This is a genomic window from Achromobacter spanius (assembly GCF_002812705.1).
Classification (GTDB): domain Bacteria; phylum Pseudomonadota; class Gammaproteobacteria; order Burkholderiales; family Burkholderiaceae_B; genus Achromobacter; species Achromobacter spanius.
The window spans coordinates 4319974-4345317 of the sequence record NZ_CP025030.1 but is presented as its reverse complement, the minus strand read 5'-3'; the positions used below and the strand labels follow the sequence as shown (position 1 = coordinate 4345317).

The 25344-nt window shown below is 64.0% G+C and carries 18 protein-coding genes and 1 pseudogene; 11 read left to right on the top strand and 8 right to left on the bottom strand.

The window, feature by feature from the left end; genetic code table 11:
- Positions 1-4: 4 nt before the first annotated feature.
- Positions 5-2104 (bottom strand): TonB-dependent receptor, encoded by a 2100-nt coding sequence (locus CVS48_RS19545; RefSeq protein ID WP_100855886.1) that lies wholly within the window; start codon positions 2102-2104, stop codon positions 5-7.
- 66 nt (positions 2105-2170) lie between these two features.
- Entirely contained in the window at positions 2171-2524 is a 354-nt protein-coding gene (locus CVS48_RS19540; RefSeq protein WP_100855885.1) for a hypothetical protein, read from the bottom strand.
- Positions 2525-2698: 174 nt separating this feature from the next.
- Between CVS48_RS19540 and CVS48_RS19535 the strand changes: the two genes are divergently transcribed.
- Positions 2699-4198 carry an AMP nucleosidase gene (locus CVS48_RS19535; RefSeq protein ID WP_391433012.1) on the top strand — a complete coding sequence of 500 codons (1500 nt, stop codon included), beginning with the start codon at positions 2699-2701 and terminating at the stop codon, positions 4196-4198.
- 132 nt (positions 4199-4330) lie between these two features.
- Entirely contained in the window at positions 4331-5890 is a 1560-nt protein-coding gene (locus CVS48_RS19530) for an amino acid permease (RefSeq protein ID WP_100857757.1), read from the top strand.
- A 58-nt stretch (positions 5891-5948) separates the two neighbouring features.
- Here the strand turns inward: CVS48_RS19530 and CVS48_RS19525 are convergent, their stop codons facing one another.
- Positions 5949-6845, bottom strand: a complete 897-nt coding sequence (locus CVS48_RS19525) for a LysR family transcriptional regulator (protein WP_100855884.1) — start codon at positions 6843-6845, stop codon at positions 5949-5951.
- Positions 6846-6981: 136 nt separating this feature from the next.
- Positions 6982-7914 carry a YicC/YloC family endoribonuclease gene (locus CVS48_RS19520; protein WP_100855883.1) on the bottom strand — a complete coding sequence of 311 codons (933 nt, stop codon included), beginning with the start codon at positions 7912-7914 and terminating at the stop codon, positions 6982-6984.
- A gap of 181 nt (positions 7915-8095) precedes the next feature.
- Here CVS48_RS19520 and rph point away from each other — a divergent pair, with 181 nt between their 5' ends.
- Entirely contained in the window at positions 8096-8830 is a 735-nt protein-coding gene (gene rph, locus CVS48_RS19515) for a ribonuclease PH (protein ID WP_050730275.1), read from the top strand.
- Between the two features lie 880 nt (positions 8831-9710).
- Here rph and CVS48_RS19510 read toward each other — a convergent pair.
- Together CVS48_RS19510 and CVS48_RS19505 are read right to left on the bottom strand one after the other, a co-directional pair.
- Entirely contained in the window at positions 9711-11084 is a 1374-nt protein-coding gene (locus tag CVS48_RS19510) for an MmgE/PrpD family protein (RefSeq protein WP_100855882.1), read from the bottom strand.
- 16 nt (positions 11085-11100) lie between these two features.
- On the bottom strand, positions 11101-12261 hold the full coding sequence (locus CVS48_RS19505; RefSeq protein ID WP_050446881.1) for an acyl-CoA dehydrogenase family protein: 1161 nt from the start codon (positions 12259-12261) through the stop codon (positions 11101-11103).
- Positions 12262-12457: 196 nt separating this feature from the next.
- On the opposite strand from CVS48_RS19505, the pseudogene CVS48_RS19500 reads away from it, so the two are divergent.
- Positions 12458-13933, top strand: a pseudogene (locus CVS48_RS19500) (methyl-accepting chemotaxis protein); the annotation flags it as partial.
- Between the two features lie 165 nt (positions 13934-14098).
- On the opposite strand, the gene CVS48_RS19495 reads toward CVS48_RS19500, so the two are convergent.
- Complete coding sequence (locus CVS48_RS19495; protein WP_242001214.1) at positions 14099-15952, bottom strand: EAL domain-containing protein; 1854 nt, start codon at positions 15950-15952, stop codon at positions 14099-14101.
- A 188-nt stretch (positions 15953-16140) separates the two neighbouring features.
- Here CVS48_RS19495 and rdgB point away from each other — a divergent pair, with 188 nt between their 5' ends.
- The 5 genes from rdgB to ntrC all read left to right on the top strand — a co-directional run bounded on the left by rdgB (position 16141) and on the right by ntrC (position 22345).
- Positions 16141-16764: an RdgB/HAM1 family non-canonical purine NTP pyrophosphatase gene (gene rdgB, locus CVS48_RS19490; protein ID WP_100855881.1), complete on the top strand. Its 624-nt coding sequence runs from the start codon at positions 16141-16143 to the stop codon at positions 16762-16764.
- A 4-nt stretch (positions 16765-16768) separates the two neighbouring features.
- A complete protein-coding gene (gene hemW, locus CVS48_RS19485; RefSeq protein WP_100855880.1) occupies positions 16769-17989 on the top strand; it encodes a radical SAM family heme chaperone HemW in 1221 nt (406 codons plus the stop codon).
- A gap of 184 nt (positions 17990-18173) precedes the next feature.
- Positions 18174-19586: a type I glutamate--ammonia ligase gene (gene glnA, locus CVS48_RS19480; RefSeq protein ID WP_100855879.1), complete on the top strand. Its 1413-nt coding sequence runs from the start codon at positions 18174-18176 to the stop codon at positions 19584-19586.
- 192 nt (positions 19587-19778) lie between these two features.
- A complete protein-coding gene (glnL, locus tag CVS48_RS19475; protein ID WP_100855878.1) occupies positions 19779-20843 on the top strand; it encodes a nitrogen regulation protein NR(II) in 1065 nt (354 codons plus the stop codon).
- Complete coding sequence (ntrC, locus tag CVS48_RS19470; protein ID WP_100855877.1) at positions 20843-22345, top strand: nitrogen regulation protein NR(I); 1503 nt, start codon at positions 20843-20845, stop codon at positions 22343-22345. Before glnL ends, ntrC begins: the two co-directional genes overlap by 1 nt.
- Positions 22346-22474: 129 nt before the next feature.
- Here ntrC and CVS48_RS19465 read toward each other — a convergent pair whose 3' ends face one another.
- A complete protein-coding gene (locus CVS48_RS19465; protein WP_167401023.1) occupies positions 22475-23389 on the bottom strand; it encodes a LysR family transcriptional regulator in 915 nt (304 codons plus the stop codon).
- Positions 23390-23567: 178 nt separating this feature from the next.
- On the opposite strand from CVS48_RS19465, the gene CVS48_RS19460 reads away from it, so the two are divergent.
- On the top strand, positions 23568-24266 hold the full coding sequence (locus CVS48_RS19460; RefSeq protein ID WP_100855875.1) for a pirin family protein: 699 nt from the start codon (positions 23568-23570) through the stop codon (positions 24264-24266).
- A gap of 150 nt (positions 24267-24416) precedes the next feature.
- On the top strand, positions 24417-25322 hold the full coding sequence (locus tag CVS48_RS19455) for a pirin family protein (RefSeq protein ID WP_100855874.1): 906 nt from the start codon (positions 24417-24419) through the stop codon (positions 25320-25322).
- Positions 25323-25344: the final 22 nt, after the last annotated feature.

Here is a 25344-nt window from a genome sequence, read left to right as displayed (position 1 = left end):
CGCCTCAGAAGCTGCCGCGCAAGCCCACCATGACGGCGCGTCCGCCTTCCGGCGCCACGTCGCGCAGTACCGAGGTGGCGTAGCGGATGTCCTGATTGGTCAGGTTCAAGCCGCGCACGTAGGCCTCCCACTGCACGCCGATGGTCTTGAAGCGGTAGCCGGCGTTGGCGTCCAGGCTGTAGTACCCGGCGGTGGAGGTGTCGTTGGCCGGGTGGTCGTGTTGGGCAAAGGCTTTGGACACGCTCACCCCCGCGCTGTAAGGCCCGTAGCCGTAGTCCAGCGCCACGCGCAGGCGCAGCGGCGGAATGCGCGGCAGCGAACGGCCCGTATCCCGGTTGCGCGAGAGGGTGTAGTCGCCAGACAAGCCCAGGTCCAGGGTATGGCCATCACGCTGCAAGACCCGCGTCACGTTTTCGGCTTCCAGGCCGTACAGGCGGGCGGGCACGCCTTGGTAGCGCGCCTCGGGCAATGCGTCGTCGTCGCCCACCGCGACCACGTCGCCGTCGTCGTTGCGATAGCGTCCGGTGTTCGTTTCCGCCAGATAGTTGGAGAAGCTGCTGTAGAACACCCCGATGCTGCCGTGGTCGGTGTCATTTTTGTAGCGCAACGACAGGTCGCCCGACCACGCGCGTTCCTTGCCCAGGTTCTGGTCACCGACCAGGTATTGGCCCGTGGCGGCGTGGGGGCCGTTGGCGTAGAGCTCGTAGAAGGTGGGCGCGCGCTCGGTATAGGCGCCGTTGGCGGCGACCGACCAGCGGCTGTCCAGCTTGTAGATGCCGCCCACCGAAAAGCTGCCCGCGTTGAAGTCGCGGCGCGAGGATCCGTCGAAACGGTCGTTGCCGCCCGCCGTCGGCGTCAACTGCGTGTGATCGATACGAGCGCCGGCCGACAGCGTAAAGCGGTCGGTCAGGTCCCATTCCTCCAGCGCAAAGAGCGCGGCGGAATCGGTGTCGGTGGTGGGCACCAGCGCTTCGTCGCCCAGCGCTGAAAAGCGAGTCTGCCCGAACTGCAGGCCCAGCACGCCGTGCAGCGGACCGATGTCGGCGTGGCGCGCCTCGATTCGCGCCTCATAGCCCCGGTTCTTGAACACCGTGCCGGTTTCGCCGTCTTCCACTTCCTTGTGCTGGTAGTCCGTGTAGGCGAAGTTGAGCTTGATGCTTTTGAACGGCCCGTCAAGGTCACGCAGCTCGCCGGCCGCGCCGAAGCGTTCCTGGTGCATCTTGATGCGCACGTCTTCTTCGGCGACGGAACCATAGTTGGCGTCGTAACCGCTGTAGGACAAGCCTGCGTAACCGTGATCGCTTGTCCATGACATGCCCAACGCGCCGCCGCTGGCCTCGCCGTCGCTGTTGGGCAGGCGGCCGCGGGGTTGATCGGTATCTGGCCCGTCGGCCGCGCGTTGCTGCGCCGTGCGCGCATAGCCCGGAATGCGCAGCGTGTCGGTCTTGCGCCCGAACACATCGGCGTGGATGGCAAAGGTGCCGTCGCCGCCTTCCAGTTGCACGGCGCCGTTGCGGTCATTGTTGGCGCCGCCGTAGCTGCCGCCCACCTCGCCATGGATGCCGTCGATGGCTTCGGTGGGAATGCGGTTGTCCACGGTGTTGACGACGCCGCCGATGGCGTTGCCGCCGTAGAGCAGGGCGGCGGGGCCGCGCAGCACCTCCACCCGGTTCATCGACAACGGGTCCTGCGGCACGGCGTGGTCGAACGACAGCGACGACGCATCCAGCATGCCGACGCCGTTGTTCAACAGGCGGATCCGGTCGCCGTCCAGCCCGCGGATGATCGGCCGGCCCACCATGGGGCCGTAACTGGTGGTGGACACACCGGGCAGCCCGTTCAGTGTTTCACCCAGATTCGAGGCGCGGCGCAACGCCAGGCCTTGGCCTTCCAGCACGCTGGCGGGCGTGGTCAGCGCGTCGCTGCCCAGCGGATTGGCGGTAATGACGACGGGTGCCAGCGTGGCGGCGTCGGACGGGGTTTGCGCCTGCGCGGCGGCGGGTAGGGCGTAGGGCAAGGCAGCCAGGCAGGCAAGCGTCAACGGGCGCATGGCAACAGCGCGCAGCGCGGCACGCGCCCCGGCGGAATAGGTCGGGAAACTCATGGTGGCAATCCAGGAGCCGGCGCAAGGGCCGGCGGATGAAATCAGAAAAGGGGAGGCTTGCGGATTTCAGCCCTGGACGGGCGGGGCGCGGGATTGGAACCAGGTGCCGCTGATGGCGATGGCGCTGGTTGGCGCTGCGAACGCGGGCGTGGAGGTGGCGGTAGGGGCCGCATTCCAATGAAACGACGACGGCAGCGGCGCATCCAGCAGGTCCCAGAGATCGCACAGGTCGCAATGGCCCGGCTTGTCTTGTGGATGGGTGTCGTCTTGGCTTGCGGCGGGCGGCTCGCCCAGGTGGGTAAGCGCGTGGCGAAGGTTGCCGACAGGCGCCAGCAGCAGGCAGGCGCACACCCAGCCGAGCACCACCCACCGCGTGAATCGCAGTGGGGTGTTGCGGGGTGGGGGAAGCTGAAAACGCATCCGTCTAGGGCAAAAATAAAGTACGGAATGATATATCGTTTCGTCCGTGCGCGCGATGCCTGCCTAGTCGCCAAAGGGCTGAATGTGTCACTTCAGGCGCGTAGGGCTCGGGCATAATCGTCGACATACCCGATAAGACAGCGATAAGACAGAAAAGAAGCGGAGTAGAGCTCAATGATGAACGCAGTACACCCTTTGTCTTCCATGAACCGGCCCGACGCCTTGCCCTTCGAACCTTTCCAGGATGCGCGGGCCGCCGTCGACCGCTTGTCCGAAATCTACGCGCGCAACACGGCTTTCCTGCGCGCCGCTTTCCGCGAAGTGCTCAAAGGCCCCGGCAACGGCCCCGAGCGTGCCCGCGCGTATTACCCGGCAATCCGTATCGTGGTTGAAACCTACGACCCGATCGACACGCGGCTGTCCTACGGCCATGTGGCCGAACCCGGCATTTACCAAACCACCATCACCCAACCCGAATTGTTCCGCGACTACCTGATCGAACAAGTGGGTCAACTGTTGCAGAACCACCGCGTGGCGGTGGAAGTGGGCGAATCCGATTCCCCCATCCCGCTGCATTTCGCCTTTCCGGAAGGCGCCTATGTCGAAGGTGAACACCTGGAAGCGCTGAAGCGCCCGCTTCGTGACCTGTTCGATGTGCCTGACCTGGCTGTCACCGACGACGCCATCGTGAACGGTTCCTGGCGCGGCAAAGAGGGTGAGCCCAAGCCGCTGGCGCCGTTTACTGCACAACGCGTCGACTATTCTCTGCACCGTTTGCAGCACTACACGTCCACCGCGCCGGCGCATTTTCAGAATTTTGTGCTGTTCACCAATTACCAGTTCTATGTCGATGAATTCTGCGCGCGCGCTCGCGCACTGATGGCCAGCGGCAACGAAGACTACGAGATGCTGGTCGAGCCGGGCAACCGCATCACGCGGCGTGGCGAAAACGGCCCGGGCGACGAAGGCCAGGGCGTGCGCCTGCCGCAAATGCCCGCCTATCACCTGGTGCGCAGTGACCACTCCGGCATCACGCTGGTAAATATTGGCGTGGGCCCGTCCAACGCCAAGACCATTACCGACCACATCGCCGTGCTGCGTCCGCACGCCTGGTTGATGCTGGGCCATTGCGCCGGCCTGCGTGATTCCCAACGCCTGGGCGACTACGTGCTGGCGCACGGCTATGTGCGCGAAGACCACGTCCTGGACGATGACCTGCCCACCTGGGTGCCGGTGCCCGCCCTGGCCGAGGTGCAGGTGGCCTTGGAACAGGCGGTGGAAGAGGTTGCCGGGCTGTCGGGGTGGGACCTGAAACGCATCATGCGCACGGGCACCGTGGCCACCATCGACAACCGCAACTGGGAGCTGCGCGACCACGTTGAACTGGTCGAGCGCTTTGCGCAGTCCAGAGCCATTGCATTGGACATGGAATCGGCCACCATCGCCGCGAACGGCTTTCGCTTTCGGGTGCCTTATGGCACGTTGCTATGTGTATCCGACAAGCCCCTGCACGGTGAATTGAAACTGCCCGGCATGGCCAGCGTGTTCTATCGACGGCAGGTCAACCAGCATCTGGAAATTGGCATCCGCGCGCTGGAGCGCCTGCGCGACATGCCGCCTGAACGCCTGCATTCGCGCAAGCTGCGTACCTTCATGGAAACGGCCTTCCAGTAGGTCTGATCCGTCCCCAAACCGCTCGCCGTTTTTGCGGCGGGCGGGTTTGCGCTATTCTCGCGCGTTGCTCGGTAACCCCAGGCTTTCGCGCGGCAAATGCGCGGACGCTTTCAAGACGTGAAGGAATGCATTTTGGCCCCCTCGGAACATGATGAACGCCGCTCCGGCGGCACGCGCGCGGCGAAGGCGAGTGCGCCTTCGGAGCTGCGGCGCACCTTGTCCGCGCGCCACCTGACAATGATCGCGGTAGGTGGCTCCATTGGCACGGGGCTGTTCGTGGCCTCGGGCGCGACCATCGCCACCGCGGGCCCGGGCGGTGCGTTGCTGGGCTACGTGCTGATCGGCGTGATGGTCTATTTCCTGATGACCAGCCTGGGCGAACTGGCTGCCGCCATGCCCGTGTCGGGTTCGTTTTCCACTTACGGCGCGCGCTACGTCGAAGACGGTTTCGGCTTCGCGCTGGGTTGGAACTATTGGTACAACTGGGCGGTAACCGTGGCGGTGGACCTGGTGGCCGCGCAGCTCGTCATGGCCTATTGGTTTCCCGACGTGCCGGGCTTCTACTGGAGCGCCTTGTTCCTGGCGATTACCTTCGGGCTGAACGCGATGTCGGCGCGCGGCTTCGGTGAAGCGGAATTCTGGTTTGCGCTGATCAAGGTCGTGGCCGTGCTGGGCTTTGTGGCCATGGGCGTGATGATGCTGTTGGGCATTATCCGGGGCGGCGAAACCGGCGGCGTGGCCAACTGGACGGTGGGCGATGCGCCCTTCGCCGGCGGGTTCGCCGCCTTGATCGGCGTGGCGATGGTAGTGGGGTTTTCTTTCCAGGGCACCGAGCTTATCGGCATCGCCGCGGGCGAATCCAAGGACCCGGCGCGCAACCTGCCGCGCGCGGTTCGCCAGGTGTTCTGGCGCATTCTGCTGTTCTACGTCATGGCGATTCTGGTGATCGGCCTGCTGATCCCGTACACCGACCCGCATCTGCTGCGTAACGACGTCGAAGACATCAGCGTCAGCCCGTTTGCGCTGATCTTCGAACGCGCCGGGCTGTTGGGGGCGGCCTCCGTGATGAACGCCGTGGTGCTGACGTCGGTGTTGTCGGCGGGCAATTCGGGCATGTACGCCGCCACTCGCATGCTGTACAGCCTGGCGCGGGAAGGCAAGGCGCCGCGCATTTTTGGCCGAATTTCGCGCCATGGCGTGCCGCTGTGGGCGCTGCTGGCCACGACGGTGGTGGCAGCCTTGTGCTTCTTCACCTTTATCTTCAGCCCGAACGCCGTGTACATCTGGCTGCTGAACACGTCTGGCATGACCGGCTTTATCGCGTGGCTGGGCATCGCCATCAGCCACTATCGATTCCGACGCGGGTATGTGAAGCAAGGCCATAGCCTGGCTGACCTGCCTTATGTGTCGCCGTTCTTTCCCTTCGGCCCGATCTTCGCCTTCGTGCTGTGCCTGGTGATCACGCTGGGCCAGAACTACCAGGCGTTTCTGCAAGACCGCATCGATTGGGGCGGCGTGGTGGCCACCTATATCGGCATTCCGCTGTTCCTGCTGATTTGGCTGGGCTACCGCCTGGCGCGGGGGTCGCGTTTCATCAGTTATCGGAACATGCGCTTCCCGGAACCGCGCGCGCGTAGTGAATATCTGGATTCAGCCTTGCGCGGAGAGCCCGCAAAGGGTGAGGCGCGCTAGGCGTAACAGGCGCCGGCGCGCGCCCCAAGGGCGACACACCGCCAGCGCCAGGCCGCGTTCAGGCCATGGGCCGGCACTGCTCAAGCATCCATGCGCCAAATTCGCGCACCAGCGGCGTGTCCGCCTGCGCCTGGGGATAGACGAAATAGTAGGCGTCGGTGCTGCTTAGCACTTGCGGGAACAGTTGGATCAGTTCGCCCGAGTCGATCTCGCGTTCAACCAGGAAGCGGGGAAGCAGCGCCGTGCCCAGACTTGAGGCGGCGGCTTGCGCCAGCATTGCCGCCTGTTCGAAATGCGGGCCTTGCATGGCGCGCGCCGAACTGGCGCCGTGCTGGTCGAACCACGTGGCCCACTGCGCGGGGCGTGAGGTCTGGTGCAGCAACACCACCTGGTCCAGGTCCGCGATATGCCGGATGCCATGGCGCCGTTGATAGCCGGGGCTGCACACGGCAATCACTTCTTCGGGCATCAGGTATTCGCACACGGCGCCGGCCCAGTAAGGCGCACCAAAGTGGATGGCTGCGTCAAACGGCTCTTGCGAAAACTCGAAGGGCAGGGTGCGCGAGGTGAAGTTGATGGTGACCTCGGGCTTGCGCGCCATGAAGTCCCCCAGGCGGGGAATGAGCCAGCGCGTGCCCAGCGTGGGTAGCACCGCCAGGTTGAGCTGGTCGCGCCGGGTGCAAGCCATGGTGCGCCGCGTGGCATCGGACAATTGGTGCAGCAGGATGCGCACTTCCGAGGCATAGGCGCGGCCGGCATCGCTTAACACCACCCGTTGGCGCACGCGATGGAACAGCGTGACGCCCAACTGCGTTTCAAGCTGGTGGATCTGGCGCGATACCGCGCTTTGCGTCAGGTGGAGCTCATCCGCCGCGCGCGACACGCTGTTGCGCCGGGCGACTGCTTCGAAGGCCAGCAGGTTGGCGACGGGCGGCAGAAAGGTCTTGCGGAACATGGCGATTCCTAATCGGTACGTCCTGAAAGTAAACCCGCCATGACAACATGCCCGCGTGGGCGCCCGAATAGGAAAAGTCTGAAATGCAAAAAGGCCGCGCTATCGCGGCCTTGAAGCATTGGCAACGCGCGTCGCGTTACTCGATGTTTTGCGCCTGTTCGCGCATTTGCTCGATCAGCAGTTTCAGATCCATGGCGGCGCGCGTCACGTCCATGCTGCCTGCCTTGGAACCCAGGGTGTTGGCTTCGCGGTTCATTTCCTGGAACAGGAAATCCAGGCGCTTGCCGGCGCTGCCGGCGTGCTTCTTGCCCGATGCCGCCTTGCCGCCGCCATCGGTCAACAGGTGACGCAATTCCTCAAGGTGCGAACGCAGCCGCGACAGTTCTTCCGCGACATCAATACGCAGCGCAAACAGGTTGGCTTCCTGCGACAGGCGCTCGGACAATTCCGTGCCCGAGATGTGCGTGAAACCGCCCGGAAACGCCGACTCCACGCTTTCGCGCAGCTTGGCAGCCAGCTTGTCGCGATGGTCGGACAGCAACTGCGGCAGATGCGCCTGAACGATGTCGACTACACGGGCGACCCCATCGGCGCACTCGCGCATCATGCCCGCCAGGCGTTCGCCTTCGCGCGCGCGGCCTTCCTGCAATTGCGTCAGGGCCTGTTGCGCGGCTTGCAAACAAGCGGCGCCCCAGATCTGCGGGTCGAGCGCGTCGTTGCCGCGTTGGCCGGGCCAGTTGAACAGTTCCACCAGCCGGGGGGGAGAGATATCGGGAACAATGCGGCGGGCCGCCTGGAGCTGCTCGGCCAGGCTTTCCAGCCAGGCCGGATCGAGATTGGACAGGTCGGTGCTGGCATTGCGGGTGAACGACACACGGATCTCGACCTTGCCGCGCGCCAGGTTGGCCGTCAACAGCTCGCGCAGCGGCGTTTCAACGTGCCGCAGTTCGTCGGGCAAACGGAAATACAAATCAAGGAAGCGACTGTTGACGCTGCGCAGTTCAATGGCAAGCGTGCCTTGTTCTAGGTCTGCTCGGGCGTTGCCGAAGGCGGTCATGCTGCGAATCATGGGCGTGTCCTGGTGAAGCTTGGGGTAAGAGCCGGTTGCGCCGGGACCCGCGGCATCCTGGTAAAGGGGGCGAGTCTGTTTATTGAACCGGATATATCGCGGCAGGATACTCCAAGCCGGGATTTCCTGCGGCGGCTGCCCGTACAATGCCGCGAACCCTATTTCTGTCTGGAGTCTGCCTGTGACCACTACGCCCACCATCGCCCGTCCGTCTGGCCGCGCCGTCGACGAATTGCGGCCGTTCAGCCTGGAGCGCGGCTTCACGCGCTACGCCGAAGGCTCGGTACTGGTGAAGGCGGGCGACACGCATGTCCTGTGTACGGCAAGCGTGCTGGAAAAGGTGCCGCCGTTTTTGAAGGGCAAGGGTGAAGGCTGGGTCACGGCAGAATACGGCATGCTGCCGCGCGCGACGCATACGCGCGGTGACCGCGAAGCCGCGCGCGGCAAGCAAAGCGGCCGCACGCAGGAAATCCAACGCCTGATCGGCCGCAGCCTGCGCGCCGTGTTCGACATGCGCGCACTGGGCGAACGCACCTTGCATCTGGATTGCGATGTGCTGCAGGCTGACGGCGGCACCCGCTGCGCCAGCATCACCGGCGCCTGGGTAGCGGCAGCCGACGCTGTGGCCTTGCTGATGAAGCGCGGCGACCTGGCGGTAAACCCGATCCGCGACGCCGTCGCCGCCGTGTCCGTGGGCTTGGTGCAAGGGCGTTCGGTGCTGGACCTGGACTACCAGGAAGATTCCGCCTGCGACGCCGACGTCAACGTCATCATGACGGGCAGCGGGGCGTTCGTGGAAGTGCAAGGCACCGGCGAAGGCGCAACCTTCACCCGCGCTGAGTTGGACACCATGCTGGTGTTGGCGGAAGGCGGAATCGCGAGCCTGGTCCGGGCGCAGCGGGCTGCGCTGGTATGACCTATGCGCTGCGCTGCCGCGACCTTTGTAGGATGGGTGCAGCGCGGGAGGCGGATGGCAAGAATTCGGCTGGGAAACGCGCGTAACCCATCGTTCGGCGGTGATATCTGGCTCCGCTGTTTTTTTGCGGGAATTGGCCTTTGCTTCACCGCTGCTTGATGGGTTTCGTGCGTTTGGATTCAGTTTTCTATTGAATCGGAATCTCGCGCTGCACCCATCCTACGGGGCAATGCTTGGCTGCTTGCAACGTAGGATGGGTGCAGCGCGGGAGGCGGATGGCAAGAATTCGGCTGGGGAACGCGCGTAACCCATCGTTCGGCGGTGATATCTGGCTCCGCTGTTTTTTTGCGGAATTGGCTTGTGCTTCGCCGCTGCTTGATGGGCTTCGCGCGTTTGAATTCAGTTTTCTATTGAATCGGAATCTCGCGCTGCACCCATCCTACGGGGCAATGCTTGGCTGCTTGCAACGTAGGATGGGTGAAGCGCGGGAGGCGGATGGCAAGAATTCGGCTGGGGAACGCGCGTAACCCATCGTTCGGCGGTGATATCTGGCTCCGCTGTTTTTTTGCGGAATTGGCTTGTGCTTCGCCGCTGCTTGATGGGCTTCGCGCGTTTGAATTCAGTTTTCTATTGAATCGGAATCTCGCGCTGCACCCATCCTACGGGGCAATGCTTGGCTGCTTGCAACGTAGGATGGGTGAAGCGCGGGAGGCGGATGGCAAGAATTCGGCTGGGAAACGCGCGTAACCCATCGTTCGGCGGTGATATCTGGCTCCGCTGTTTTTTTGCGGGAATTGGCCTTTGCTTCACCGCTGCTTGATGGGTTTCGTGCGTTTGGATTCAGTTTTCTATTGAATCGGAATCTCGCGCTGCACCCATCCTACTTGGGTAATAGGGCGCCTACCTTGGCTGCCTTTTCCAAACCCCAGATTTTGTCGATCAGGCTACGTAACTCCTGTTCCGTCGCCGCGTTGGCGTAGCGGCCCAGGCTTAGCGTCTTGTCTTCGATTTCCGGGCGGCTCAGGGTGTTGCCGGGGTCGCCCTTGGGTTCGTCGACGCGGCCGTGCAGCGTGCGGCCGTCGCGTGTGGTGACGGTGACTTTTCCGATCCAACGTTGCGGATAGGCATTGTCGACCTCGGCGTCCAGCACCATCTCCACTTTCCCCCGGAACGCCGCCACCGCCGGGTCATCCAGCCCCGCATCAAATTCCGCCAGCCCCGCACGCCCTTGCCGGGCGATCAGCGCCAGCACCGTGCCCATTGAAAACTTGGACTGGTGCACCGTTTGCGGGTTGACCACCGGGCCCAGCACATCGATCGCGCCCTGGTGCACATGCGCCACCACGCGTTCCACATCCGTCTCCGTCAGCTTGTTTTCCCGCAGCGCCTGTTGCAAGGCGTCCGCCGCCGGGTGCGTGTGACGGCACGAAGCATGGAACTTGAATGACGTCTCGGCCAAGGCCCAGCGTTCGCCCAGACGGTCGCAAAGCTTGGAAGGGTCCGCATCCGTGGACATGCCCGCCGCCATGCCCTGCGGGCCTTCCAGGATGTGGCGCGCGCCGGTGAAGCCCTCGCGCGCCAGGTACGCGGCGGTCATGCCATCGGCTGCGGCCTTGGCCGTATGCAGTTGCTTGGAGTCGGCCGCATCACGCAGAAACTCCCACAGACCGGCCGCCTGTGTGCCGGCCGAACCCAAGGCGTGCAGCATCTGCTCGGGCGTGAGCTTGAGCAGGCGACCGGTGGTGACGGCGGCGGCCAAGGTGCCGGCCGTGCCCGTCGTGTGGAAAATCTTGTAGTGCGAGCGCCCCAGGAATTCACCCACCCGGATGCCCACTTCATAGCCCGCAACCGACGCCACCAACAGGTCACGCCCCGAACTGCCCAGCGCCTGCGCAACCGCCAGCGCGGGCGGGAACACCACGGCGGCTGGATGGAACACCGAGCCATTGTGGACGTCGTCCTGCTCCACCACGTGGGCCGCCGCCGCGTTCACCATGGCGGCAAACAGCGGCGTGGTGCGGCGGCGGTTGATCAGCACTTCGCTGGGGCCATCGGTCGGCCCCATCGCAGCGGCATAGCGGTCTATGGCCAACACAGCGCGCGCCGACGCGCCGGCGAGTATCGACGCCAGGCAATCCAGCAACAGATCTTCGGCGCGGCGCAATACGGGCGCCGGGATGTCTTCATAGCGCAGGTTGGCGGCAAAGGCGGCCAGTTCGGCGCTTAGGTGGGGGGTGTCTTTGGTCACGGTCATGGGCATTGGCGTCGGGTCAGAAGGAACGGGGCAAGCCCAGGATGTGTTCGGCGACGTAAGACAGAATCAGGTTGGTCGAGATGGGCGCCACCTGATACAGCCGCGTCTCGCGGAACTTGCGTTCCACGTCGTATTCGGTGGCAAAGCCGAACCCGCCGTGGAACTGCAGGCAGGCGTTGGCGGCTTCCCACGACGCATCCGCGGCCAGCAGCTTGGCCATGTTGGCCTGCGCGCCGCAGGGTTGGTGCGCGTCGAACAGCCGGCAGGCTTCATAGCGCATCAGGCTGGCGGCTTCCACGTTGATGTGGGCGCGGGCGATCGGGAATTGCACGCCCTGGTTCTGGCCGATCGGGCGGCCGAACACCATGCGTTCCTTTGCGTAGGCGGTGACCTTGTCCACGAACCAGTAGCCGTCGCCGATGCACTCGGCGGCAATCAGCGTGCGTTCGGCGTTCAGGCCATCCAGGATGTACTTGAAGCCTTTGCCTTCTTCACCGATCAAGTTTTCGACGGGAATTTCCAGGTTGTCGAAAAACAGTTCATTGGTCTCGTGATTGACCATGTTGGGAATGGGGCGGATCGTCATGCCGTGTTTGACGGCGTGGTGCAGGTCCACCAGGAAGATCGACATGCCTTCCGACTTGCGCGTGACCTGGTCCAGCGGCGTGGTGCGCGCCAGCAAGATCATCAAGTCCGAATGCTGCACGCGCGAAATCCAGACCTTCTGGCCATTGATGACGTAGCGGTCGCCACGGCGCACGGCGGTGGTCTTGATCTTGGTGGTGTCGGTGCCGGTAGTGGGCTCGGTCACGCCCATCGACTGCAGCCGCAGTTCGCCCGCGGCGATGCGCGGCAGATACTCGCGCTTCTGCGCTTCTGACCCGTGGCGCAGCAAGGTGCCCATGTTGTACATCTGGCCGTGGCAGGCGCCGGAATTGCCGCCGCTGCGGTTGATCTCTTCCATGATGACCGACGCTTCGGTCAGCCCCAGGCCTGAACCGCCGTATTCCTGGGGAATCAGCGCGGCCAGCCAGCCGGCCTCGGTCAGTGCGCGGACGAAGTCTTCGGGGTAGCCGCGTTCTTCATCAACCTTGCGGAAATACTCGCCAGGAAATTGCGCGCAAAGATCGCGCACGGCTTCGCGGATGTCCTGATAGTCGTGTGAGGCGTGGGGCATAGGGGTGTAGTGGGTCTTGTGAAAGGCAAAAGAATGGATCGGTACAGCATCGAATGTGCCGCATGGGCGCGGCCGTGCCAATTCACAATTCCTTAATACGGGGTTCCTGTTCGCAAAAGCGCACTTTCATGACGGGCGTTAGTCAGTCGTCACGGCAGTTGTGTCAAGAAATTGCCAAACTGCCTGTCCATAATCCATGGCACTGCGCCCCACGGCGCCCGGTTTTAAACGGATGGATATGCGGAAAAATCTTAGGGTCACCACGGCGGTATCGGCCATTCTGGCGTTGTTCGTGTTGCTGTTTGCGATAGCGGCGGCGGCGGGCATCGCGGTATTGCGCGACAACCGCGCCGACATCGAAGCCCTGGGCCGGGGCAGCATCGAACGCGCCAGCGACCTGGCCAACATGACCAGCCGGTTGTTCCAGGCGCGCGCCGCGCTGGCCGACGCCAAGACCAGTATGGAAGGCGGGCTGGAAGAGGCGCGCAACCAATCCCTGGCGCAGGCTGAGGCGCTGCTCAAGCAGGCGGGCGAGAGCCTTGCGCGGCTGCGCGGCAATCCGGATACCAGCGCGCAAGGCGGTCCGTTGTTTGAACAGTTGCTGGCCGCGTACACCGCCTTCGCGGACCAGACCCTGGCCCCCATGCTGCAGGCGACGCAAGGATGGAACGGCATCGAAGTGAACCGGCTGGTGGACAAGGTGCTGCCCGCCAGCGGCGCGGCCTATGTTAAGCAGGCGGACGCCTATCAGACCTACGCACGCGAGCAGGGCCAGGCCGCCGTTGCCAGCGCCAGCCAAACCCTGGAGCGCGTCATCATGGTGGCCGGCGTGGTGCTGGCGGTGGTGCTGTTGCTGGCCGTGCTGATCCGGCTGGCGTTTCGGCGCGGCATTCTGCGCCCGCTGAACGAGGCCGGCGCGCACTTCGACCGCATTGCCGATGGCGACCTGACCGGCGCCATCGCCATGCGCGGCGATAACGAAATCGGCGTGCTGTATTCGGCCATGCGCCGCATGCAAACGGGGCTGTCGGCGGCGGTGGCGTCGGTGCGCCATGGTGTCGAGGAAATCCACACCGGCTCGGGTGAGATCGCGGCAGGCGGGGCGGATATGTCCGACCGCACCGCGCGCCAGGCCGGGTCCTTGCAGGAAGCCGCCGCCAACATGACGCAGTTGGCCCACACCGTCCAGCTCACGGCGGGCAACGCCGACCTGGCCAGCCGCCAGGCGGAAAGCGCCACGCAACTGGCCCAGCGCGGCGGGCGAGCGGTGGACGAGGTCGTGCAAAGCATGCAGGGCATTGCCGACAGCGCGCGCCGCATCGGTGAAATTGTGGGCGTGGTGGATAGCATCGCCTTTCAGACCAACATCCTGGCCTTGAACGCCGCCGTCGAGGCGGCCCGCGCGGGCGAGCAGGGCAAGGGTTTCGCGGTAGTGGCGGGCGAGGTGCGTTCGCTGGCGCAACGCAGCGCGCAGGCGGCCAAGGAAATCAAGGGGCTGATGGAAGACTCCGCCGAGCGCGTGCAGGCCGGCGTGCGTCAAGTGAACCTGGCCGGCGACACCATGCGGGACATGGTGGTGTCGGTGGACCGGGTGACGCAGATCGTGGCCGAAATCTCAAACGCCACGGCCGAGCAGGCCGCGGGCATTGCGTCGGTGAACGACGCGGTGGCCGACATTGAACGATCCACCCAGGAAAACGCCGCCATGGTCGAGCAGACCGCCGCCGCGGCAGCGGCCCTGGAGATCCAGGCGCAAGGCCTGCGCCGGGCGGTGGCCGTGTTCCAGATCGCCCAGGCGGCGCAGAACGCCTCCGCCGTGCAGGCCTCGATTGGCCAGTTACGCGGCCAGGTCGGGCAGGACGCCGCCGGTGTAGCGCTCGATCACCAGCGACAGGTTCCCATGCTTGACCTTGTGCTTGACGTTCGCGGCGGCCGACGCGATGTCCTCCGGGCGGATGCGCTCGCATAGTGAGGGGGTGACGGTCAGCGCGCCCACGCCCAGCGTGACGAAGGGGAAGAAGCGCGGCACGCCGTAGCGGTCTTCCGCTTCGATACCGCCATTCTTGCGGCCCAGGTCGTCGTACAGGGCCGTGGCCTGTTCGTTGAATTCCGTGATGATGCGCTGCACGCGCTCGGCCCAGTCCGGGCTGCGGAACAGCACCACGAAATCATCGCCGCCCACATGGCCGACAAAGTCGCGCAAGGGGTCGCAATGTTGCTTGATGACCTCGGCGGTCAGCATGATCATGTCGTCGCCGCGCCAATAGCCGTATACGTCGTTGAAGGGCTTGAAGTTGTTCAGGTCGCCATAGCAAACCGTGAAGTCGGCCGCGTCTTCCAGCAGGGTTGCAATGTGGCGGCTGATGGGGATGTTGCCGGGCAGGGACGTCAGCGGGTTGGCGTAGCGCGCCGCTTCGATCCGCATCTCGGTCACGGAACGCACCAGCGTTTCGCCGGTTGCCAGGCCGTCGTAACGGCCATCCCGCGTGATGATCAGGCCGTCCATCAGGTAGCGCTGGTCTTCCGAAATCAGCACATGGCTGAGCTGGTCGATGGACACGTTAAGGTCCACCAGCACCGGTTCGGCGTTCATGAAGGTTGAACAGCGGTCGCGGCCGAACAGTTCGCGCGTGTAGCGCTGCGCGTAGTGTTCCGAAAAGTCGCGCCGGTTGATGATGCCCACGGGCCGGTTGTCGGCGTCGACCACCGCCACGGCGTGCATGTTTTTTTGTTCGATAAACAGCCGGTGCACGTCATCGTTGGTGTGTTTGTCCAGCAAGGCGGCCGGGGCTTCCACCCGCAGGCTGGCCGCCGTGCCGCCGGCCGCGCGTTGCGACAAGGGGGCGGTACTGCGCACGCGCAGCGAATCGCGCACGGGCGCGGTCAGTTCGGTCAGCAGTGTTTCTTCAGGCCGGCCCAAGTACCAGCCTTGCGCATAGCGGATGTCCAGCTCGCGCACCATGGCCAGGTCTTCGGCGGTCTCGATGCCTTCGGCCACGATGGCCGTGCCCAAGTGCTGGGCCACCTTCAGGATGGCGCGCACCATGCTTTGCTTGCGGTCGTCGTGGCCAATGCCATCGAAGAAGTAGCGGTCGATCTTGACCAGGTCGGGCTGCATTTCGGCCCACAACTGCAAATTCGAGTTGCCCACGCCGTAGTCATCCAGCGCGATACGCATGCCGTGCTCGCGCAGGCAGGCAAACGCATCGCCCAGTTCCTGCATGTGATCCGACAGCGGATCTTGCTCGGTCAGTTCGACGATGATGCTGGAGGCGGGCAGCGCGCAATCCTTAAGCAACTGCTGCGGCATATCGCCGCCCCAAAGCGTCCAATAATGAAGCAGCGCTGACCCCGACAGGTTCAGGAACAGCTTGCCGGACGCTTCGTTGCTGTGGAAACCCTGGGCACCGGCCCGAAAGCTGGCCAGTTCCAACTGCGGATGCAGGCCCCGGCGCCGGGCTTCGGCAAAGAGCGCGTCCGGAAAGTGCAGGGCCGTGTCGGCGGGGCCGCGTATCAGGCTTTCGTGCCCGTAGATGCGGGTGTGGGACAGGTCAACCACGGGCTGGTAGCGTGGCCGAAGTAGACGATCTTGCAAGATGCCGGCCAAGCCGACGGATGCGGGCGCGTCGCCCGGCAAAGTGAATGGCGTGCGGGCCGGGGTCGGCCGGGGCAGAGCGTGAAGGGAGGTCATCGCCGAGGCGTTCAGATACGATCAGTGACAAGATTGGTCATGGTGACAACAAAATATGTCTGCGTTGTTGCCGCTGCGCGCGACGCGCAATCTTCAAGTGCTGTTACATGGGTGTCAACCGAGGTTTCCCCTTGCTATGAGCGGGGGCAGGGGCCGCGCGCCACCCCGCGCCCTATACAATTTGCCCCATGACTTCCCCCAAGATTCCCGAATCCCTGCGCCGCATCGTGCTGGCGTCCAACAACGCCGGCAAGTTGCGTGAGTTTTCCGCCTTGTTCGCGCCCTTGGGCGTAGAACTCGTGCCTCAAGGCGAGCTCGGCGTGCCCGAAGCCGAAGAGCCGCATGTGACCTTTGTTGAAAATGCCCTTGCCAAGGCGCGCCATGCCAGCCGCTTGACCGGCCTGCCGGCTCTGGCCGACGACTCCGGCCTGTGCGTGGCCGCCTTGGACGCCGCGCCCGGCGTGTATTCGGCCCGCTACGCCAAGATGCACGGTGGCGAAAAATCCGACCAGGCCAATAACGCGCTGCTGGTGCGCAACCTGGCGGGCGTGACCGACCGCCACGCCTGGTATGTGGCGGTGCTGGCCCTGGTGCGGTCGGAAAACGACCCGTGTCCCATCATTGGCGAAGGCCTGTGGCACGGCGAGATCATCGACCAGCCCGAAGGCGCGAACGGCTTTGGCTACGACCCGCACTTCTACCTGCCCGATATGGCGCTGACCGCGGCCTCGCTCGACCCCGAAGAAAAGAACCGCGTCAGCCATCGCGCCCGAGCCCTGCGCGAACTGCTGAGCAAACTCAGCCACGCTTAACCGCATGTCCATCACCATTCCCATCCGCAACGACATGGGCGCGTCGCCCTCACGCGTGCGCATGCCGCCTGGGGCGACGCTGACCAGCCTGCCGCCGCTATCCATTTATGTGCACGTGCCGTGGTGCGTGCGCAAATGCCCGTATTGCGATTTCAATTCCCATGCCGCGGCAGGAGAAATCCCCGAACGCGCATATCTGGACGCCTTGCGCAGTGATCTTGAACAGGCGCTGCCGTCCATCTGGGGCAGGCAGGTGGTGTCCGTCTTCATTGGCGGTGGCACGCCCAGCCTGCTGTCGTCAGCCGGCTTGGACGAACTGCTGGCCATGCTGCGCGCCTGTCTGAACCTTTGGCCAGACGCCGAGATCACCATGGAAGCCAACCCCGGCACCGCCGAGGCCAGCCGCTTCCGTGACTATGCCGCAAGCGGCGTTACGCGGTTCTCGCTGGGTATCCAGAGTTTTGACGACGCGCAACTGCAAAAGCTGGGGCGCATCCACGATGCCGCGCAGGCGCGCGCCGCGATCGACATGGCGCAGCGCGCCGTCTCGCGCGTGAACCTGGACATGATGTTCGCCTTGCCCGGCCAAAGCCTGGATGCCTGTGTGGCGGACCTGCGCCAGGCCATCTCGTTTGGCACCGAGCATCTGTCGCTGTATCACCTGACGATGGAACCCAATACCGTCTTCGCCAAGTTCCCGCCCGCGGAACTGCCCGATGACGACACCAGCGCGGCCATGCAAGACGCGGTCGAAGCGGAACTGGCCGCAGCCGGCCTGGCACGCTATGAAGTGTCTGCCTATGCCAAGCCGGGCGCGCGCTGTCGCCACAACCTGAATTACTGGGAATTTGGCGACTACCTGGGCATCGGCCCCGGCGCGCACGGCAAGCTGTCATTTCATGACCGTATCGTGCGCGAGGCGCGGCTGCGCAATCCGGAGTCCTGGATGCAGGCAGCCATGGCGCGCGACGGTAGCCACCTGGCCGAAAGCCGGCAGGTCGGACCGGACGAACTGCCCTTTGAATTCATGCTCAACGCGCTGCGCCTGAAGGACGGGGTGCCGGCCACGGCGTTCAACGAACGCACCGGTTTGTCGCTTGCCGCCATTGCGCACCAATTGGAGGCAGCATCGAAACGGGGCTTGCTGGACGCGGATCCGACACGTTTAAAGGCCACGCCCTTGGGCTGGCGGTTTCTGAACGACTTGCAGGAAATGTTCCTGTAGTTGCTTTTGCACCAAAACGGAGCAATCATGCTCCATCTTTTGCACCATGATGGTGCTGCGTGTTTCCATAAGCGTGCGGTTTTCCCCCGGGATTCCCTAGGGAAAAGCTGGCACGCTTATTGCTTCCCTCTTTTATGCCAGTCGAGCGGCAAAGCCCTCGACCCTTTTATCTAATGGAGATGACATGGCAAGCCCGAAAGACGTCCTGAAACAGATCGCCGATAACGAAGTCAAGTTCGTGGATTTCCGCTTTACCGATACGGTTGGCCGTGAGCACCACGTTTCCGTGCCCACCTCCGCGATCGACGAAGACAAGCTGGAAAGCGGGCAGGCTTTCGACGGTTCGTCGATCCCGGGTTGGAAGGGCATCGAAGCGTCCGACATGCTGCTCATCCCCGACTGCTCGACCGCCAACCTGGATCCGTTCCGCGAAGAGCCGACCCTGATCCTGTCGTGCGACGTCGTTGAGCCGTCGGACCTGAAGGGCTATGACCGCGACCCGCGTTCGCTGGCCAAGCGCGCCGAAGCCTACCTGAAGTCCTCCGGCCTGGGCGACACCGCCTACTTCGGTCCGGAACCCGAATTCTTCGTGTTCGACGGCGTGACCTGGAACACCGACATGTCGGGCACGTTCGTCAAGATCAAGTCCGAAGAAGCCTCGTGGTCGACCGGCCTGGAATTCGAAGGCGGCAACACCGGCCATCGTCCCGCGGTCAAGGGCGGCTACTTCCCCGTTCCCCCGGTTGATTCGTTCCAGGACATGCGTTCGGAAATGTGCCTGCTGATGGAACAAATGGGCGTGCCGGTTGAAGTGCACCACCATGAAGTGGCCGGCGCCGGCCAACTGGAAATCGGCACCAAGTTCAGCACGCTGGTTCAGCGCGCCGACTGGACCCAGATCGTCAAGTACGTCGTGCACAACGTGGCCCACGCCTACGGCAAGACCGCCACGTTCATGCCCAAGCCCATCGTTGGCGACAACGGTTCCGGCATGCACGTGCACCAATCCATCTGGAAGGATGGCCAGAACCTGTTCGCGGGTAACGGCTACGCCGGCCTGTCGGAATTTGCGCTGTACTACATCGGCGGCATCATCAAGCACGCCCGCGCCCTGAACGCCATCACCAACCCGGGCACGAACTCGTACAAGCGTCTGGTTCCGCACTACGAAGCCCCGGTCAAGCTGGCTTACTCGGCCCGCAACCGTTCGGCCTCGATCCGCATTCCGTACGTTGGCAACCCGAAGGGCCGCCGCGTTGAAGCGCGTTTCCCGGACCCCCTGGCCAACCCGTACCTGGCTTTCTCGGCCCTGATGATGGCCGGTCTGGACGGCGTGCAGAACAAGATCCACCCGGGCGATCCGGCCGACAAGAACCTGTACGACCTGCCGCCGGAAGAAGACGCAAAGATCCCGACCGTGTGCTCCTCGCTGGAACAAGCGCTGGAAGCCCTGGACGCCGATCGCGAATTCCTGACCCGTGGTGGCGTGTTCAGCAACGACATGCTCAACGCCTACATCGACCTGAAGATGGGCGATGTGAATCGTCTGCGCATGACGACGCACCCGGTCGAATTCGACATGTACTACAGCCTCTGATCCTTTAGAGGCTGTGGCGGGGGGGAGCGCGATGATGGTGGCAGAAACCAGGGCCCACACATCGCGCACCACCAGGTCGCGGCTCGACGGTTTGTCCGCCAGGCATCACGCCTGGCGGGCAGGGCGCCGGGTTCCGGCGCCGCCGTCGCGGGCGCGTTCCGCTTTTCCCCTGTCATTCGGGTACGTTGAAAAATGAATGTAGAAGCTCTCGATCTGCTTGCCACGTCCGTTTTCCTGGTCAACGAGCGCGGCCACATTGAATACGCCAACGCCGCCGCCGAAGATCTGTTCGGCCGCTCACGCAAGCAACTGGCCGGGCACTCCGCCGCCACGTTGTTCGACACCCCAGAAAACATCCAGTCCTCCATTGACCGCGCCGCCGCAGGCAGGTACGCCGACGTCAGGCAATTGGCCTCGTTGCGCCGCGCCGCCGAATCCGTCGAAGTCGCGGTCACCACGGTGGGGTTGACGGGCCAACGCTGGCCGGTATTGATCGAAACCCGCGAGATAGAACAGCGCGTGCTGGCCGACCGCAATCATCGGCTGGTGGACGAAATAGAAGCGCACCGCGAGCTGTTGCGCAATCTGGCCCATGAAGTGAAGAATCCCCTGGGCGGTTTGCGCGGCGCCGCGCAATTGCTCGAAGCCGAGCTGCCCAGCGCGGCGCTGGCTGAATACACCCAAGTCATTATTTCCGAAGCCGACCGCCTGCAGGCGCTGGTGGACCGCCTGAGCGGCCCGCAACGTGTGCCGCTGAATGCGCGGCCGGTGAACATCCATGAAATCTGCGAGCGCGTGTGCGCGCTGATCCAGGCCGAGTTCCGCAACGATGTCACCATCCTGCGCGACTACGACGCCTCGGTGCCAGATTTGAAGGGCGATGCCGCCCGCCTGATGCAGGCGGTGCTGAACGTGGCGCGCAACGCCGCGCAGGAACTGGTTGCGCGGCCGCAAGGCCCGCAGACGGAACCTGGCGTGGTCACCTTGCGCACCCGCGTGGCCCGGCAGGTCATGCTGGCGCACCGGCAACATCGGCTGGCGCTGGTGCTGTCCATCATCGACAACGGTCCCGGCGTGCCGGACCACATCCGCGACCGCATTTTCCACCCGCTGGTCACGGCAAGGGCCGGCGGTACCGGGCTGGGCTTGAGCCTGGCCCAGGACTTCGTGCAACAGCACGGCGGCATCATCGAATTTGAATCCCGACCCGGGCGTACCGAGTTTCGCCTGGTCCTACCGATGGAGCCCGCACACTGATGAAACCCGTATGGATCGTCGACGACGACCAGGCCATCCGCTGGGTCCTCGAAAAGGCCCTGGCCCGCGCTGGAGTCCCCACCCGTAGTTTTTCCCAATCGGCCGACGTGCTGGAAGCGCTGTCGCGCGAAACGCCCGTCGCCTTGGTGTCCGATATCCGCATGCCTGGCGGCAATGGTTTGGAGCTGTTGCGCCAGTTGAAAGAACGCCATCCCGGCTTGCCGGTCATTGTGATGACCGCGTTCGCCGACCTGGACAGCACCGTGTCCGCCTTCCAGGGCGGCGCGTTTGATTACCTGGCCAAGCCGTTCGACGTGAACGAAGCGGTGGCGCTGATCCAGCGCGCCATGCAGGAATCCGCACAGCCCGAAAGCCCGGAAGGCCAAGGCGAGGGCGCGCAGAACAACGAACGCTGGATGATGACGCAGTCGTCTTCCACCGCCATGCAGGAAGTGTTCCGCGCCATTGGCCGGCTGGCTCAGTCCAAGGTCACGGTATTGATCACCGGCGAATCTGGCACGGGCAAGGAATTGGTGGCCCGTGCGCTGCACGGCAGCGGCGTGCGCGCCAACGGGCCCTTCGTGGCCTTGAACGCGGCGGCCATTCCGCGCGACCTGTTGGAAGCCGAATTGTTCGGCCACGAACGCGGTGCGTTCACCGGCGCCAACAATTTGCGTCGTGGCCGCTTCGAGGAAGCGCATGGCGGCACGCTGTTCCTGGACGAAATCGGCGATATGCCGATTGAACTTCAGACGCGCTTGCTGCGCGTGCTGGCCGAAGGCAGCTTCTATCGCGTGGGTGGCGCGCAGCCGGTGCGCGTGGACGTGCGCATCGTGGCGGCCACCCACCAGCCGCTGGAACAGCGTGTTGAGCAGGGCCTGTTCCGCGAAGACTTGTTTCATCGCTTGAACGTGATCCGGTTGCGTCTGCCGCCCTTGCGTGAGCGCGTGGAAGATATCCCCGCGTTGGCCCAGCACTTTCTGACTGCCAGCGCCCGCACGCTGGGGGTGCCGGTCAAGCGCCTGACGCCGGATGCGCTGGCCGTGCTGACCAAGTTCGACTTTCCGGGCAACGTCCGGCAGTTGGAGAACTTCTGCCACTGGCTGACGGTCATGGCCCCCGGCCAGACCGTGGACCGGGCCGACCTGCCGCCGGAAATCCGCGCGCTGGAACACCAGCAGCAACAGCCCGCGTTGGCGCCGTTGCGTCCGGCCGCGCCGATTTCAGGCATCGGTACGGTGGTGCAGGCGGGGCAAGGGCAGGGTATTGACGAGGGCGCACCGCGCAATTGGCAAGATTCCCTGCTGCGCGACGCGCAGTACCGGCTGGAACGCGGTGAGCCAGCGGTGATGGCCACGCTGACCCGTCAGTTTGAAAAGATCCTGCTGCAAAGCGCCCTGGACGCCAGCCGCGGCCGCCGCGTGGAAGCCGCATCGCGATTGGGGATCGGACGGAACACCATCACGCGGAAATTGCGGGAATTGGGAATTGAGGACGAGTGATGGGTTGCGCGCGATGGGCGCCCAGATTCTTCTGGGCGGCATGGCGGGACCCATCCTGCGCACCTTGTAGGATGGGTGCAGCGCGTTCATATCGCAGCAAGAACCCCGCCATAAATCGCGCGAAACCCATCACCCCATCCCCAACAAACTCTCACACAACCTCGGCGATTTCAGCTTCTGCAGCCACCATTTCAGCGCTTCCCCCGGCGCTTCCGCACGCCAGGCGTAAGCCACATGTTCCGTCAGAGACATCCCTTCATCCGTCTCGCAGACCACCAACAACCCCTGCGCCAAATACGGCGCAGCCATTGTCAGCGGCAAATAACCGCATCCCAATCCCCGCACCTGCGCGTCAACCTTCGCCTGCATTGATGGCATGACCAGCGTGGCTTGATCCGCCAGGATGCCGCGTGATTGCGGCGGCAGGTTGCGCGACGTATCCGCCACCACCACCGCGCAGTACTTCGTGATGTCCGCGCGGCTAAGGGGTTGCGGCAAGGACGCCAAGGGGTGGTGCGCCGCCACGCAGAAACCGAACTGGGTCGTGCCGATGGCCTGCGATCGATACGGCCCGGTGGGCTCTGCATTGGCCCCTGCGCCGATGACCAGGTCCGCGCGGTTGGACGTCAGCGCATCCCAGTTGCCGCTTAGCACCTCGCTGGAAAACCGCAGCGTGGTCGCGCTTTCCAGCGTCTGGAATTCTTGGATCAGGTCATAAAGTGGCCGCCATGGCAGCACCGCGCTGACGGCAATGCGCAGTTCCACTTCCCACCCCGTGGCGATGCGCTTGACGCGGCAAGCCAAGTCGTCCAACGATTGCAGCACATGCCGCCCGTCCTTCAGCAGCGCCTCGCCCGCTGGCGTCAGCAGCGCGCGATGACCTGAGCGGTCGAACAGCAACACGTCCAACCCATCTTCCAGCTTGCGTATCGAATAGGTCACGGCCGAGGGCACCTTACCCAATTCGCGGGCCGCTTTGGCAAAGCTGCCGTGGCGGGCGATGGCGTCTACCAGGATGAGTAATTCAGGCGTAATAGGCTGCATGTCAGGTCGAAAAGTAAGCATTCAAAATATCTGAACGAATTCGTCAAAATATAGCGCCAAAACGCCTATCTGACGCGCGCAGAATATCACTCATGCCAAGGGTGCAGCGAAACGGCAACGAAACAGCGCAGGCGCAGCACCCCGACAATCATTCATATTATTGAAACAGGAGTCCACAATGCTTACGATTCGCCGCGCTAACGAACGGGGTCACGCCAACCACGGATGGCTGGATTCGTTTCACACCTTTTCCTTCGCCAACTACTACGACCCGGCTCACATGGGCTTTGGCTCGCTGCGCGTCATCAACGACGACCGCATCGCCGCCGGACGCGGTTTTGGCACCCACGGCCATCGCGACATGGAAATCATTACCTATGTGCTGGACGGCGCCATCGCCCACAAGGACAGCATGGGCAGCGGCTCGACCATCAAGCCGGGCAATGTGCAACGGATGAGCGCGGGACGCGGCGTGATGCACTCCGAGTTCAACCCGCTGCCCGACACTGAAACGCACATGCTGCAAATCTGGATTGAGCCCGACGTGACCGGTATTGCGCCGGAATACGAAGAGCGCGAATTCAGCGATGCGCAAAAGCGTGGCCGTCTGCAAGCGCTGGTGTCGCCCGATGGCGAAGACGGTTCGATGAAGATCCATCAAGACGCGCGGCTTTACGGCGGCCTGTTTGATGGCGATGAATCCGCCACGCTGAAGTTGGCGGCGGGGCGCCGGGCCTGGGTCCACGTGGCGCGCGGTAGCTTGACGGTCAACGGCGTTGAACTGTCGGGCGGCGACGCGGCAGCGATCACGGATGAAACCCGTGTCGAACTGTCGGCCGGGAAGAAGGCCGAAGTGCTGGTGTTTGACCTGGCGTAAGCCACGGGCGCCGGGCGGAAGCGGTTTCCGCCCGGCTTGTTATTGATGAGGCCAATGGGCCTTTTTAAGACGGCCGATGGCTTTTTTCTTACGATGGCCACTGACCTCTTTTACGATGGCCCTTGGCCAATTCATGCGGAGCTCTACACCATGTCCACCTTGTCCGAAGCAGGCGAAAGCCAGATCGAAACCATCGTTGTGCCGCGCACCAGCGACCTGGGCGGGTTTTCCGTCCGGCGCGCCATTCCGTCAGCCCAGCGCCGTACGGTCGGGCCCTTCGTGTTCCTGGACCACATGGGTCCCGCCGATTTCGACGTAGGCACCGGCATCGACGTGCGGCCGCACCCGCATATCGGCCTGTCCACGGTCACCTATCTGTATGAAGGGTCGATGGTGCATCGCGATGGTGCTGGCCATACGCAGACCATTCTTCCCGGCGAAGTGAACTGGATGACGGCGGGGCGCGGCATTGTGCACTCCGAGCGTTCGTCGCCCGAAGCCCGCCTGTCGCCGCAACGCCTCTGTGGCCTGCAAATTTGGGTGGGCCTGCCCACGAAATACGAAGAAACGGACCCCGGCTTCACGCACTACGGGCTGGACGCGCAGCCGGTGATTGAAGGCGAGGGCGTGCGCGCCCAGGTCGTGGCGGGCTCGCTGTTCGGCAAGACGTCTTCCGTCAAGACGCTGTCACCGCTCTTCTACGGCGACCTGCAACTGCAAGCCGGCGCCACCACGGTGCTGCCGGCGGAATACGAAGAACGCGCCGCCTACCTGGCGCAAGGCACGGTCGAAGTCGACGGGCAGGTCTTTGAGAGCGGCCGGCTGGTCGTCTTTGCACCCGGCCGCCCGGTGCAGATCCGCGCCGTTACCGCAGCGCGCTTCGCCGTGATCGGCGGCGAGCCCCTGGATGGCCCGCGCTACGTCTGGTGGAACTTCGTATCCAGCAACAAGGACCGTATCGAACAAGCCAAGCAGGATTGGCAGCGCACGCGTTTTGATCAGGTTGTGCCGGGCGACGAAACGGAATTCATCCCGCTGCCCGAACCGCGCGCCTGATTACCGGCGGCGCATCGCGTAA

What these genes read in the sequence shown, in the direction of transcription:
- CVS48_RS19545 (WP_100855886.1), bottom strand. Translation starts at nt 2,104, where the DNA reads ATGAGTTTCCCGACCTATTCCGCCGGGGCGCGTGCCGCGCTGCGCGCT.
- CVS48_RS19540 (WP_100855885.1), bottom strand. Translation starts at nt 2,524, where the DNA reads ATGCGTTTTCAGCTTCCCCCACCCCGCAACACCCCACTGCGATTCACG.
- CVS48_RS19535 (WP_391433012.1), top strand. Translation starts at nt 2,699, where the DNA reads ATGATGAACGCAGTACACCCTTTGTCTTCCATGAACCGGCCCGACGCC.
- CVS48_RS19525 (WP_100855884.1), bottom strand. Translation starts at nt 6,845, where the DNA reads ATGTTCCGCAAGACCTTTCTGCCGCCCGTCGCCAACCTGCTGGCCTTC.
- CVS48_RS19520 (WP_100855883.1), bottom strand. Translation starts at nt 7,914, where the DNA reads ATGATTCGCAGCATGACCGCCTTCGGCAACGCCCGAGCAGACCTAGAA.
- CVS48_RS19510 (WP_100855882.1), bottom strand. Translation starts at nt 11,084, where the DNA reads ATGACCGTGACCAAAGACACCCCCCACCTAAGCGCCGAACTGGCCGCC.
- CVS48_RS19505 (WP_050446881.1), bottom strand. Translation starts at nt 12,261, where the DNA reads ATGCCCCACGCCTCACACGACTATCAGGACATCCGCGAAGCCGTGCGC.
- CVS48_RS19495 (WP_242001214.1), bottom strand. Translation starts at nt 15,952, where the DNA reads ATGACCTCCCTTCACGCTCTGCCCCGGCCGACCCCGGCCCGCACGCCA.
- rdgB (WP_100855881.1), top strand. Translation starts at nt 16,141, where the DNA reads ATGACTTCCCCCAAGATTCCCGAATCCCTGCGCCGCATCGTGCTGGCG.
- hemW (WP_100855880.1), top strand. Translation starts at nt 16,769, where the DNA reads ATGTCCATCACCATTCCCATCCGCAACGACATGGGCGCGTCGCCCTCA.
- glnA (WP_100855879.1), top strand. Translation starts at nt 18,174, where the DNA reads ATGGCAAGCCCGAAAGACGTCCTGAAACAGATCGCCGATAACGAAGTC.
- glnL (WP_100855878.1), top strand. Translation starts at nt 19,779, where the DNA reads ATGAATGTAGAAGCTCTCGATCTGCTTGCCACGTCCGTTTTCCTGGTC.
- ntrC (WP_100855877.1), top strand. Translation starts at nt 20,843, where the DNA reads ATGAAACCCGTATGGATCGTCGACGACGACCAGGCCATCCGCTGGGTC.
- CVS48_RS19465 (WP_167401023.1), bottom strand. Translation starts at nt 23,389, where the DNA reads ATGCAGCCTATTACGCCTGAATTACTCATCCTGGTAGACGCCATCGCC.
- CVS48_RS19460 (WP_100855875.1), top strand. Translation starts at nt 23,568, where the DNA reads ATGCTTACGATTCGCCGCGCTAACGAACGGGGTCACGCCAACCACGGA.
- CVS48_RS19455 (WP_100855874.1), top strand. Translation starts at nt 24,417, where the DNA reads ATGTCCACCTTGTCCGAAGCAGGCGAAAGCCAGATCGAAACCATCGTT.